Raw genomic sequence first — 12,693 nt, forward strand, 5'->3', positions numbered from 1 at the left:
GATTAATATTTCTTTTTCGAAATTCTGTTTCCCGTGATCTGTCGTTGGCGGCTACTTTTAAATCTGCCAGACTCAAAGTTTCTTAGCTTTTGATGCTTTGTCTTTCTGCCCTGAACTCTTGCACGCCATTTTCTCCAGTTCCTGGGATGCATTTGTTCTTGCATAAATTTGATCACATCTTTCTCTGTAAGCCCAAATTGATATTCGATAGCTTCAAAAGTAGTGCGATCTTCCCAGGCCATGGCAATAACGCGATCTACCTGTCTCTCAGATAGATTAAATTTTTCAGCAATTTTCATAACTCAACTTTTGTTTAAAGATAGAGCGATAAAGTTGAACATGAAAATTATTATAATTTAATTTAGAATGTATGAAGTGTTTTTTATCATTTTAAATCCGCAGGTAAAAATGATAGGATTAGCCGAAATTGAATGTTTTGGCACTTTAGACTTTTTTAATTTTAAGAATTTTGCTTTAAAATTTTTACAATCCAGCTTTTGGTCGGTAAACAATTTGCCTTGTTTATTCTTTTGGTAAGTAAGATTATTTGCAAACACAAAATTGGCTACACAATATTCGATATTCGTCTCTTTAAAAGCATCATTGTTCATAATCATTAAATTAGGAAAGAATACCATGTAATTTAATAAATTATTATTTTTTAGCTTATAATTTTAACAATATTGTTTATAAAAGTGTGTCATTTTGCTTTTTGTGTTGAATTATTGTCATTATTCAATTCTTTATCAATTAAATGATCCACAATTTCAGTATTAATTTCAGCACCCAATAAAATAATGAAGCAAGTGATGTAAAGCCAAAGCAATAGCACCACAACTGCTGAAATTGAGCCATAAACTTCGCCATAATTTCCGAAGTTACTTACATAGAAAGAAAATCCGTAAGAGGCAGCTAACCAAACAAAAGTTGAAAATAAAGCACCGGGAATAACCCACCTTGTTTTCGGTTTGTCACGAGCAGGAGCAAACTTGTAAACCAAACATAAAAAAATGCTCACTAAAAAGGCTAATAATAACCAGCGGGACCAGCTAATCAAATCTTCAATATAAGTTGGTAATCCAATTTTATGAACTAATGCAGGGAAGCCTACAATTAAGATCATACTTAAGATTAGCATAGCAAGTCCACCAATGGTAAATATTGAAGCCATTAAGTATTGCTTAAAAATATTATGATCTTCTTTTGTGTCGTAAGCAATATCCACTCCGGTTAATAGGCCGTTAGTTCCTTTGTTTGCACTCCAAATACTAAACAGGATTCCAAATAAAGTTCCCCAACCAAGCTTATCGCCATGTGTTTCTAGAAAAACATCAATTCGTTGCTGTAAAATTTCGAAGGCCTGTTGAGGCATCATAGCCGAAAGCTCATTTATTTGTCGCTGAATTTCCTGTGGATCTGTGGTTAATCCATATAAAGAGATCAATGCCATAATTGCCGGGAAGGTGGCTAAAAAAGCATAAAAAGCAACACCTGCAGATACAATGCTTACCTTATCTGCAGAAATTTCGTTTTTCACCTGTTTCACGACTTTCCACCAGCCCTTTGGTGAGAGTTTAAAAGGATTATGATTATTCTTAGTATCTATTGCTTCTCTTTCCATTAAAATGAGGTCGATTTAATGCAAAAGTTAATTATTAATCTATGGCATGTTGCCAATACCCTGTTAATTATAAATATTTTAAACCCAGATTTGAAGTTTTTTTAGTCCTCTAAAGGCTTGTTTATATGATCAAAATCATAGTTAGGTAGAACCAATATTCGTAAATTAGACATAAAATTATTAGTCATGAGAACTGTGCTTTTACCAACCGATTTTTCAGATAATTCTTATAATGCGATTAAGTATGCATTGCAGTTATTTAAAAATTCTAGAACTAAGTTTATTCTGCTAAATACGCTCTACAATGCCGATTTTATAATTTACAGTAGTTTATATGGAGTTTATAAAGAGAATTCGATCAAAAATTTATCTCGATTTTTAAAGAAGATCGAAGAGGAGTTTCCAAATAAATATCACGAATTCGAATTGGTTTCTACTTTTAAAATGTTGCACGAAGAAATTAAAGATCGTGTATCTGAACAGTCTATAGATTTAATTATAATGGGAACCGAAGGTGCACAGGGAGGCAGCGAACTTATTTTTGGAACCAACACTGTACATGCCATTAAAGTGGCCAAATGTCCTTTGCTGGCAATTCCTGCAGGAGCTACTTATAAAGAACCGAAAAATATCTTGTTTCCAAATGATCTTAAATTAGACTTTTCTGAATACGATTTATGGTTCTTAAAAAATATCGTTGAGCAGTTTGAAGCGAAAATCCATATTCTAAACGTTAGTTTTGGTAAAGACCTGGATGAAAGTCAGGAAAGATCTAAAGAAGCACTTCAAAAATATTTTGATGATTACGGCTATATTTTTGGCCGTATAAATCGAGATAGCGTGATGGATGCGTTACAGGAATATCAAAAACAAAATCCTGTGGAAATGCTGGTGATGGTTAAAAACAAGCACACATTTATCGAAAAGCTGCTGTTTAGCTCTTTAGTTCACGAAGTTGCTTACAATGTGAAAATTCCATTTTTAGTATTACCAACCGAAAATTACAAGCGTCACGAAGCTTGATTTTCGATAAAATGAAATAAATATTTCGCATCATTTTTTATGCCTCCCAAAGTTGCAGATCCACGAGTATGTAGCCAAGGGAGGCCTATAAAATATAGTCCTTTGGTGTTGCTCACTCCGCGTTTGTGTTTTGGATATCCGTCTTTTGTAAGTTCTAATCCGTCGATCCAGTTAAAATTAGGTCGGTAGCCGGTAGCCCAAACGATATTAGCGATATCGGTAATGTCTTTTTTTTCAGTAGAAATAATATGGTCTTCAGCATCGATAGTTTTACCAACAGCTTCAACATTGTTTCGCGATAAGATCTCTTTTACATCGGTGCCAATAATAGGTTGCCTGTTTTTGTTGATTCTTTTCCCGATCCAGGAATCTTTACTAAAACTTAAAAATCCTGTTTTAGTAAACCACCACCATAAAGTTTTTCCTAAAAATTCCTGCGGAAGCACTTTTACATCTGTAGCTCCTGAAAAATAGGTTTTTTGCCCCAATGCTGAAATTTCATCGAGAATCTGAAATCCAGAATCCCCAGCACCAACAACAAGTGTGTTTCCTTCTTTTAATTGCGCCGGACTTTTATAATAATTACTGTGAATTTGGAAGATTTCAGGACTTATTTTTTTGTAGAAAGGGGGAGTGTAAGGAATGTGAAAAGGCCCTGTAGCTACAATCACATTTTTCGCCTGGAAATGCTGATTTTCAGTTTCAATAAAAAAGCAGGACTTCTCTTTTTTTACTGAAGTCACCAGCGTATTTAACTGTAGCGGAAATTCGAACTTTTCAGCATAAACTTTGAAGTAATTGGCAACTTCGGTTTTAGAAGGATAATGACCTTTTTCGGCCGGGAAATCCATACCGGGTAAATGGTTAAATTCTGTTGGAGTAAATAATTTTAGGGAATCCCAACGGTTAAGCCATGAAGCACCAATTTCCTCCTCCTTATCAAGAATAAGAAAATGATAACCAGCTTCTTTTAGGTAATACGCCATTGCAAGGCCAGCCTGGGCTGCCCCAATAATTATAAAATCGAACATGGTTTGTTTTGTAATTGCCTTTACAGTTTGTAAACTTAAGTATTATATAAAAAAATCCTCCTTTTCTAATTATTTATTTGAAAATATATATCGTAAATTCATATTTAATTAGAAGTCTATAAAATCATGAAACCCTATATCCTTGCTGAAACGAACTGGAAAAATGTAAAAGATGAACATTACGAAATAGCTATCTTACCTTGGGGCGCTACTGAAGCACATAATTATCATTTGCCATACGCAACAGATAATATCGAAGCAGAGGGTGTGGCCAAGGAAACCTGTAGAAAAGCTTGGGATAAGGGTGCTAAAGTTTTGTTGCTGCCTACAATTCCATTCGGAGTGAATACAGGGCAATTGGATATTCCATTTTGCATGAATTTGAATCCTTCTACACAATATGCCATATTAAAAGATGTGGCGCAGGTTTTAGATAATTGCGGAATACGAAAGCTGGTTATTTTTAATTCTCATGGCGGTAATAATTTTAAACAGATGATACGGGAGCTTAGTTTAGAGTTTCCAGATATTTTTACCTGTTCGTTAAACTGGTTTCAGGTTTTGGATGCGACTCCTTTTTTTGATGATCCTGGAGATCATGCTGGCGAATTAGAAACAGCTGTGGTAATGCATTTGGCTCCAGAACTTGTGTTGCCACTTGAAGAAGCTGGCGATGGTACTGCTAAGAAATTTAAAATTAAAGGATTAAAAGAGGGTTGGGTCACTAGCCAGCGACAGTGGACAAAAGTGACGAAAGATACCGGAGTAGGAAATCCTAAAAAGGCAACAGCCGAAAAGGGTAAAAAGTTCGTAGAAGCGGTAAGTACTAAAATAGCCGATTTTCTTGTAGAATTACATCATGCAGATGTAGATAATCTTTATGAGTGATGCTTAAATCCTTAATCTACATTTTTTGCTTTCTTTTTTTAGGTGAATTAATTCATTATTTTTTCAATATTCCCATTGCGGGAAATATCATTGGGATGCTACTTATCTTCCTGGCATTATTTTTTAAAATGATTAAACTAGAAGATGTAAAACCAGCTTCAGATTTTTTGGTGAAGTATCTGGTTGTTTTTTTTATACCCTACGGTGTAGGTCTAATGGTCTATGCAAATCTTATTGCAGAATATTGGATTCCGGTTTCGGTAGCTGTGATCTTAAGTACGTTGTTATCACTTTATGCAACCGGGGCGATCTACCAGAAATTAGATAAGAAATGAAAGAATTTTTAGCGCTTCCTATCTTTGGCGTAACGCTAACTTTACTTGTCTATTTTCTTTCAGGGAAATTAAAGGAGAAATTAGATCTAGTTATTTTTAATCGGGTATTGGTTTCGGTGATTTTAATAGTTGCTGTCTTGCTTAATTTTAATATTGATTTTGAAACTTATAATAACGGCGCAAAATACATCAGTTTTTTTCTAGGTCCATCTGTCGTGGCTTTGGGTGTGTTTTTATATGAAAAACTAGAGGAAGTAAAACGTGATCTGAAGGTTTTTCTTATTTCTGTAATCATTGGTGGGATCGTAGGTATAATTTCAGTAATAATAATCCTGGTGCTTTTTAATGCTCCTGAAATTATTAGTCGGTCCTTAGCTGCAAAATCGGTGACAACGCCAATTGCCATAGAAATTACTAAGATTACTGAAGGTATTCCAGAAATCACTGCTGGGATCGTGATCATCACCGGAATCTTAGGGAATGCTTTTGGACCGATCGTACTTAAGAAAATGGGTGTTAAAAATAAAAAGGCCGTTGGCACGGCATTAGGAACTTCAGCACACGGGATTGGCACTGCCAGAGCTTTTGAAATTAGTGCTTCCGCAGGAACTTTCAGCGGTTTGGCTATGTGTTTTAACGGAATTATTACCGCTTTGTTAGCTCCCTATATTTTGGATTGGTTGCTAAGTTTTGCCTAATAAAAAAGGTCGCCAAAAGACGACCTGATATTGATTATTTTTAAGCTCAATTTTATTGATCCTCTACCTTTAAGGTGTCACCTTTTGTACTATATTGAGTAGAATCGCCGGTATAACTAGCAGACATTGTTCCATCTGGCGTGTTAGAGTCCATTTCTTCAAGTAGATCTGCTGCTTTATTAAAGAAAGAATTTACAGCCATTTCACTATAATCAGTTTTTTTAGCTTCTTCCAGTTCTTTCCAGCTTTCTTTAAGCTCCTCAACATCATCAGATAAATTTGGGAAATTTTGCTTTTGAAGGTTTTCCAATACGCCTACAATTACATGTCCTTTAGAATAAAGATTTTCTGTAGTGATCGTAGTGTCAGCTTCAGCATTATCGCTCATTTCAGGAACTATTGCAGTTAAGCTATCATTTGGGGTCGCCTTTAGATCTTGTGATTTATCTTCAACAGCAGCAGCTAATTTATTTATAGCCTCTTTTGTGTAAAGATTTTCCCCAGGCTCTACGGTAGATCGATCTACATAAGCAAGATATTCTGCAGTAGGGTTTGATGGATAAGAATTATCAGTATTATCATCCTGCTCTACTTCCATATCATTATTATCGGCCAGTGGAGCATCGTTATCAGATTCTGTATTCTTACATGACGATAGGCTTATCATACCTGTAAGCCCAATAGCTAAAACAGATAATTTAATTACATTCTTTTTCATAATAAAAGTCTTTTTGGTTTTAGTTGTAAAATTATAGAATAGGATCTGTGTTTTTAAATATGAGCGTATAAACCTTTGTTAATAATGGGCTTAGCTTAATTTTGCTGAATTAACATAAACTTTCATTTTGTCCAATTTTGAAATTTTGACGTATTTTTTCTCCTCTCTTTTGTGATTAATTGAATGATTTCTTCTGAAAATATAAAAGTTGCCTATCTGATTGAAAATATGTATTTTACTACGTTTTTCGACCAAATGTATGAATGCACCTAATGATTCTTCTGAAGCCGAGTTTAAAAGAATTCTCGAAGTTTCTCAACTAGACCTGGACTACCAGAGCCTACAGGAAATGTTTAAAAATTTAACGGAACTTGCCTCCAGTATCACCGGAGCCGAACTTTCTTTAGTGAATATTTTAGATTCTTACTGGCAATGGTCTATTGCGGCAAACGGAATGGATCCCGTTGTAATGCGTCGAGAAAATTCAGTTTGTCAATATACTATTGGTGAAAAAGACTCTTTAGAAGTCGAGAATTTTAGGGATAGCGATCAATTTAATGTGCCCCTAGACGATAAATATGGTTATTATTTTGGCGTGCCTTTAAGAACTTCTGAAGGGAATGCAATTGGAGCGCTTTGTATAATCGATGAGGTTGGGCATAGTTTGGATAAAGATCAGCAAAAAGCTTTAAAACTGATCGGAGCTGAAATCGTTGAAAAACTGGAAGGAATGAAGAAAATGGCTGAAGTAAATCGCCGTTTTCATGATATGCACGCAGCACAACGAGAATTGGGTTATGATCTTCGAGGGCCGGTGAGTGGTGTTCTTGGTTTAAGTAAATTGGCCGAGGACGAAGAGGACGTTTCAGTATTAAAACAATATCTTAACCTTTCTGGACAAAGTAGTACAGAGCTTTTGGATATTATAAGTGATATTTTAGAGAAAAATAATTCCGAGTTTCTCGAGTATGCAAAAGCAAGCATCACCATTAGTGAATTGAAAGCAAAATTACTGGCACTGTATGGCGGGCTGGCAACGTCTAAAAACATAGACTTAAATATCGAATTATTACCGGGTAATCAACAACTAAAATTTTCAAGACAAAAGATCACTCAAATTTCTGGAAATCTAGTCTCTAATGCGATCAATTATGCAGCCGAAGGTTCAGAAGTTAAAGTGTTTATTGGTTTAAAGAATAGCGGAGCTTCAGATATGGCTAAGTTAAGTGTGTTAGTAGAGGATAAAACAACTTTTCTTAAGCAAGAGGCTGTCGAAGATATTATGAATGCAAGTTTGCAGGCAAAAGAAGGACTTGTAGGAGAACAATCTTATGGTCTTGGTTTAAAATTAGTGAGACACTTAGTACTCGAGATGGGTGGGCAAATGGATATAGATTCTAAAGAAGAAACCGGAACTAAATTTAATGTTTCTATCCCGCGATATATCTAGACTAATAGCTGAAAATAAAATCACGATAACTCCATCCTTTATATAAGAATAGGATAAAGAAAATAAGCGCTACCATAAATTCCATAAAAGTAGAAGCCAAAAATCCTATAAAACTACCATAAGCTGCACGCAACGCTGTTTTAGAATCAGATTTGTTTACGATCTCTCCAATAAAAGCACCTATAAAAGGGCCAATTAGGATAGCAAAAGGAATAGGCGCAAAAATCCCTACGATCAAACCAATGGTAGTGCCAATCATTCCTGCTTTACTGCCACCGTATTTTTTAGTTCCCATGGCGGGGATCATTATTTGCAAGGCATAGATCGCAATAGCAACAACAAGTGTAATTCCTAAAAACCAATAATCAATTTCGATACCCGGAATAATATAAAAAAACAATAATCCCAGCCAGCTTATAGGCACGCCTGGTAAAACAGGCAATACGCTGCCAATAATTCCAATTACTAAACAAATAACCGCGAGGCTAATAAGGAGTATCGTCATGCTAAAACTAGGATTGATTTTGTATAATTTGAATATCTTTTTTTCTAAAAGTTGATCACTCTTTTAAAGTAATGCATTTAAAAATTGTTTTACTTCTTCAATATTTTCTACGCGATAATCGGCATACGAATCGTTGGCGTGTTCCCCAACCAGGATTCCAATTCCGTTTTCCATTTCTCTAAAGGCATCTTCATCTGTAGTATCATCTCCCAAATAAATTGAAAATGGATTTTCTTCTTCGCTCAATTCCTTCCGAAGAAAATTAACCGCTTTTCCTTTATGCCAGTCGATATTCGGTTTTATTTCAACTACTTTTTTACCATCGCCTTTGTGCAGTTTTGGATAGTTTTCGACTTCATTTTCTATGATTTTATGAAACTCTGAAACCTTTTCTTCAGCCACCTGGCGATAATGAATGGCCAGCGTAAACTTTTTACGCTCAAACCTTACGCCATCAATCACTTTTAGTTTTTGCTGAAGTTTTTCCTCAATTTCGTTAAAAACCGGAAGCATTTTTTCAGCTTCTTCATTGTCTTTTTCAAAATTATTAGGTCCGGCAATTTCAAAACCATGGCTACCGGCATAATAAATATCTGTAAGCCCAACTTTTTCCCTAACATCACTTAAACCACGACCACTTACCACAGCAATAGCATATTTTTGGGAGAGTTTCTTTACAATCTTTCGAGTTTCATCGTCCATCCCCGCATCTTCATGATTCTCTACGATTGGAGCCAGGGTGCCATCAAAATCTAAAAAAATAAGCGGTTTGTTTTTGCTGAATTTCGATTGTAATTCTTCAAGGTTTTCTATCGCCGGATCTAATTGCTTCGGGTCTTGTAAAGTTTTCATAGTTAATTATTGTGATGCTAAAATTTGTCGTTTCAAGATAGAACTTTTAGAAGCTATTTATGTTAGTTTTCTATTAAAGTTGAATTTAAATAAGGGTGAAATCAATTTCACTTAGAAATCTTTTTTTACCAGTTTTATGAATTGAATGATTACTGAAGGTAATACACCGGCAATGACAATTAGAATCCAAGTCCTGATATCCAGATCCTGAAACTGAAAAATCTCTTTTAATGCTGGTATAAAATATCCCGCGAGAGTTCCCGCTATGCAAAATGCAAGCGCCATCCACACATATTTGTTCTTGGTAACTTGATTATTCAACAGAGGTTCATCGCCTTCTCGCATATTAAATACATGTAGAAACTGAGCAAAAGCCAGACTGAAAAAGGCAATATTATTATTAATTTCTTCGGAAGTCTCCCAAACAAAATGAGCATATAGATAAGCTCCACTTACAGAAGCAGCAATAATAAAACCATAAATTCCAATTTGCCACCAGTTTTTCCTGGTAATAATTGGTTCTTTGGGATCCTTTGGCGGATCTTTCATAATATGTGGATTCCCCTCGCCAATACCTAGCGCTAAAGCAGGGAAGACATCTGAAAGTAAATTCAGGAATAAAAGCTGAAGCGGTAAAATTGGTAAAATAAATAAGGTGAAACTCATTAGCGCGATGATGATGATTTCAGCAAAATGATAGGAAAGCTGATAAAGAACAAAACGGCGAATATTTCCGAAGATAATACGGCCTTGCTCTATGGCTTTTACGATCGACTGGAATTGATCGTCCTGTAATACCACATCTGAAACTTCCTGGGCTACCTGCGTACCACGTTTTCCCATAGCGATACCAATATCTGCTTTTTTAAGGGCAGGAGCATCGTTTACACCATCACCTGTCATCCCAACAATTTCTCCCTGATCCTGGTAATGTGAGATTAAGCTTAATTTTTGTTCTGGGTCTACTCTAGAGAAAATAGGCGTGTTAACCAGCTTTTCATTATTGTCTTCTTCCAGGTCTTTATTTAAGTTTTTTCCATGAAGTACAACCGAATCATAATCTTTTTCGTCATCCAAAATTTTTACTGTTTTTCCAACATTCTTAGACGTGCCGGGGTGGTCTCCCGTAACCATAACCACTTTTATACCTGCGTTACGGCAAGTTTCAATAGCATCTGCGACTTCTTTTCTTGGTGGATCGATAAAGGCAATTAAACCGGCAAAGGTTAATCCTTGGAGAAAATTATTTTCTTCATTATTAGAGAAATTATCAACCTCTTTGTAAGCAAAAGCTAATACCCGCAATCCATCTTCGGCTAATTCATTATTACTTTTTTTCCATTTCTCTTTTTCTGAATCACTAAAATCTTCAATTGCCCCGTCGATCAAAATAGTATCACAACGTTCTAAAATGGCATCTGTAGATCCTTTTCCGGCAATATAATGGCCATTTTCCTGATTATACACCGCTCCCATTAGCATGATGTCTGAATCAAATGGAATGTGACCTTCTCGTTCTAAATCCTTATTTTCAGTATAAAAGCCTTTATCAAATTGTTTAGTAAAATTTAATAAAGCGATTTCTAAAGGATCACCCTGGGCATCGTTTTCATCGTCATTATCCTTAAGGTTGGCATCATTTGCTAAAACCGAAATTTTAAATAGTTGCTTAAAGTTTTGTTGGCTATCTGATTTTTCGATCCCTTTAATAACCGGTTTTTCACTGTTGTTCCAGTCGACTTTTTTATAATCCGATTTAGGATATAGAAAACCTTTAACAGTAAGTTCGTTTTTAGTAAGCGTTCCTGTTTTGTCGGTAAAAATGACGGTAGTTTCACCTAGAGTTTCTACCGCTGCCAGTTTTTTAACCAATACATTCTTTTTGGAAAGTCGATACATTCCTCTGGCTAAAGCGATACTTGCTACAATAGGAAGCCCTTCTGGTATGGCCGCAATTGCCCAGGCAATTGAAGTCTGAATTAATTGATAAATATCTTTGCCGGCGATCCACCCAAATAAGAAAAATGCAGCCGCCATTCCTAAAATAACCCAGATAAGATTATGGGTTAAACTATGTAATTTTTTATTTAGAGGTGTTTCATCGTCTTCCTGTTCGTTTACCATTGCCGAAATATTTCCCATTTCGGTATCCATTCCTGTAGCAAAAACAATTGCTTTTCCGGTTCCGCCGGTAACGGCAGTTCCTTTGTGTAATATATTGTTACGATCACCAATTTGTTTTTCTCCCTCGATATCTTCAGGGTTTTTAGAAACAGGAACAGATTCTCCAGTTAATGGGGATTCGTCAACTTTAAGTTCGGTTGCTTCAAAAACACGAGCATCTGCCGGAATTAAAACACCTGCCTTTACAATAAGGATGTCTCCGGGTACAATTTCTTCAGCATCAATAGTTTTATCCTTCCCGTCACGCAAAACCATGGCTTCAGTTTTATCCATTTCTTTAATAGCTTCCATAGATTTTTGCGCCTGATATTCCATCCAAAAACCAATAATGGTGTTTGCCACTAGTACAACTAAAATAGCGATACCTTCAGCAATATCACCAAAAACAAAAGCCAAAACCGCTGCTGCGGTAAGTAAATAGATCACTGGATTGGCAATTTGGGCGATTAGTATTGCCCAAAGGCTCTTCTGTTTACTTTCCTTTAATTTATTAGGGCCGTATTCTTGAAGTTTATCTTTGGCCTGATCTCCTGAAAGCCCATTTTTGCTACTAGTATTGAATTCTTTTTCTATTTGGGCTATCGCTTTTTGATAAGCATTTTCCATGAAGTGTTATGATTAGTCGATTGGTTAAACCAAAAGTTATAGAAATTCTCAAAGCTGAAGCTTACCCTTATGATTATTTTGAGCAATTTTATAAAAAGTTTATAAATCAATAGATTACATGAAGTTTCAGGAATCAATAAGCATCATGAAATGTTAAAGTTTAAATTTTTGAACTAACAGATTAGTTTAAACTAAATGATTAGTTTATATTAGCATCATCAATCAATACTATCAGTTTCATCAAATGAGTATAAAAAGGTTTTTTGGAATTGCTATTAATGTTACTATAAAGACCTTCGAATACTCAAGATTTATGAAATTAAAGACCCTATTAAAAAATAAAAAATGAAGCAATTAACAAAAGCAGAAGAAGAGATCATGCAAATTCTCTGGCAATTAAAGGAAGCGAACGTCGCGACGATTATCGAAGAGATGCCAGAGCCAAAACCGGCTTATAATACCGTTTCTACAATTGTAAGAATTTTGGAAAACAAAGAATTTGTAGATCATCGCAAAAAGGGAAAAGGATACATCTACTTTCCTATAGTTGCGAAAGAAACCTACAGTGACCAGAGTATGATGAAGCTAATTAACAATTACTTTAATGGGTCTTTTAAAAGTATGGTTTCTTTTTTCATGAAAAAGAACGAAATGGATACTAAAGATTTAGAAGCCATTTTAAAAGAAATTAATAAAGGGGATAAATAATTCTAAAAGTTCCTTGATTTTCAGAAATAAAGAGTTTTCTGATTTGGAAATTCTTTCAAGAGATTCTAAAAATA

At 35.2% G+C, this 12,693-nt stretch carries 14 protein-coding genes; 6 read left to right on the forward strand and 8 right to left on the reverse strand.

Translation table 11 applies throughout. The annotated features are described in order from the left end of the window. Positions 1-2: 2 nt before the first annotated feature. The 3 genes from BM201_RS04520 to BM201_RS04530 all read right to left on the reverse strand — a co-directional run bounded on the left by BM201_RS04520 (position 3) and on the right by BM201_RS04530 (position 1,621). Complete coding sequence (locus BM201_RS04520; protein WP_092540161.1) at positions 3-299, reverse strand: TIGR03643 family protein; 297 nt, start codon at positions 297-299, stop codon at positions 3-5. Positions 300-356: 57 nt separating this feature from the next. Then, on the reverse strand, positions 357-611 hold the full coding sequence (locus BM201_RS04525) for a hypothetical protein (protein ID WP_139219131.1): 255 nt from the start codon (positions 609-611) through the stop codon (positions 357-359). A gap of 89 nt (positions 612-700) precedes the next feature. After that, positions 701-1,621, reverse strand: a complete 921-nt coding sequence (locus tag BM201_RS04530) for a YihY/virulence factor BrkB family protein (protein ID WP_092540163.1) — start codon at positions 1,619-1,621, stop codon at positions 701-703. A 186-nt stretch (positions 1,622-1,807) separates the two neighbouring features. On the opposite strand from BM201_RS04530, the gene BM201_RS04535 reads away from it, so the two are divergent. After that, positions 1,808-2,644, forward strand: a complete 837-nt coding sequence (locus tag BM201_RS04535; RefSeq protein ID WP_092540164.1) for a universal stress protein — start codon at positions 1,808-1,810, stop codon at positions 2,642-2,644. Here BM201_RS04535 and BM201_RS04540 read toward each other — a convergent pair. Beyond that, complete coding sequence (locus BM201_RS04540) at positions 2,632-3,675, reverse strand: flavin-containing monooxygenase (RefSeq protein ID WP_092540165.1); 1,044 nt, start codon at positions 3,673-3,675, stop codon at positions 2,632-2,634. The two genes, BM201_RS04535 and BM201_RS04540, sit on opposite strands and share 13 nt — an antisense overlap. 126 nt (positions 3,676-3,801) lie before the next feature. On the opposite strand from BM201_RS04540, the gene BM201_RS04545 reads away from it, so the two are divergent. Genes BM201_RS04545 through BM201_RS04555 form a run of 3 tightly spaced genes read left to right on the forward strand, consistent with a single transcriptional unit; the run spans position 3,802 to position 5,596 of the window. Further along, a complete protein-coding gene (locus BM201_RS04545) occupies positions 3,802-4,563 on the forward strand; it encodes a creatininase family protein (protein WP_092540166.1) in 762 nt (253 codons plus the stop codon). After that, on the forward strand, positions 4,563-4,898 hold the full coding sequence (locus BM201_RS04550; RefSeq protein ID WP_092540167.1) for a CidA/LrgA family protein: 336 nt from the start codon (positions 4,563-4,565) through the stop codon (positions 4,896-4,898). Before BM201_RS04545 ends, BM201_RS04550 begins: the two co-directional genes overlap by 1 nt. Beyond that, the gene (locus BM201_RS04555) at positions 4,895-5,596 is read left to right on the forward strand and encodes an LrgB family protein (RefSeq protein ID WP_092540168.1); all 702 of its coding nucleotides are present in this window, start codon (positions 4,895-4,897) and stop codon (positions 5,594-5,596) included. The genes BM201_RS04550 and BM201_RS04555 overlap by 4 nt, the downstream gene beginning before the upstream one ends. Before the next feature lie 52 nt (positions 5,597-5,648). Here BM201_RS04555 and BM201_RS04560 read toward each other — a convergent pair whose 3' ends face one another. Next, on the reverse strand, positions 5,649-6,314 hold the full coding sequence (locus BM201_RS04560; protein ID WP_092540169.1) for a hypothetical protein: 666 nt from the start codon (positions 6,312-6,314) through the stop codon (positions 5,649-5,651). A gap of 259 nt (positions 6,315-6,573) precedes the next feature. On the opposite strand from BM201_RS04560, the gene BM201_RS04565 reads away from it, so the two are divergent. Next, positions 6,574-7,764 carry a GAF domain-containing sensor histidine kinase gene (locus BM201_RS04565; protein ID WP_092540170.1) on the forward strand — a complete coding sequence of 397 codons (1,191 nt, stop codon included), beginning with the start codon at positions 6,574-6,576 and terminating at the stop codon, positions 7,762-7,764. 1 nt (position 7,765) lies between these two features. Here the strand turns inward: BM201_RS04565 and BM201_RS04570 are convergent, their stop codons facing one another. The 3 genes from BM201_RS04570 to BM201_RS04580 form a co-directional block, all read right to left on the reverse strand. Then, positions 7,766-8,269 (reverse strand): DUF456 domain-containing protein, encoded by a 504-nt coding sequence (locus tag BM201_RS04570; RefSeq protein ID WP_092540171.1) that lies wholly within the window; start codon positions 8,267-8,269, stop codon positions 7,766-7,768. A 63-nt stretch (positions 8,270-8,332) separates the two neighbouring features. Continuing rightward, positions 8,333-9,121 (reverse strand): trehalose-phosphatase, encoded by a 789-nt coding sequence (gene otsB, locus BM201_RS04575; RefSeq protein ID WP_092540172.1) that lies wholly within the window; start codon positions 9,119-9,121, stop codon positions 8,333-8,335. A gap of 111 nt (positions 9,122-9,232) precedes the next feature. Then, the gene (locus BM201_RS04580) at positions 9,233-11,911 is read right to left on the reverse strand and encodes a cation-translocating P-type ATPase (protein WP_092540173.1); all 2,679 of its coding nucleotides are present in this window, start codon (positions 11,909-11,911) and stop codon (positions 9,233-9,235) included. Between the two features lie 345 nt (positions 11,912-12,256). Between BM201_RS04580 and BM201_RS04585 the strand changes: the two genes are divergently transcribed. Further along, positions 12,257-12,619, forward strand: coding sequence for a BlaI/MecI/CopY family transcriptional regulator (locus BM201_RS04585; RefSeq protein WP_092540174.1), 363 nt, complete (start codon positions 12,257-12,259; stop codon positions 12,617-12,619). Positions 12,620-12,693 lie beyond the last annotated feature (74 nt).

The sequence above is a fragment of the Zunongwangia mangrovi genome (assembly GCF_900112105.1).
Classification (GTDB): Bacteria; Bacteroidota; Bacteroidia; order Flavobacteriales; family Flavobacteriaceae; genus Zunongwangia; species Zunongwangia mangrovi.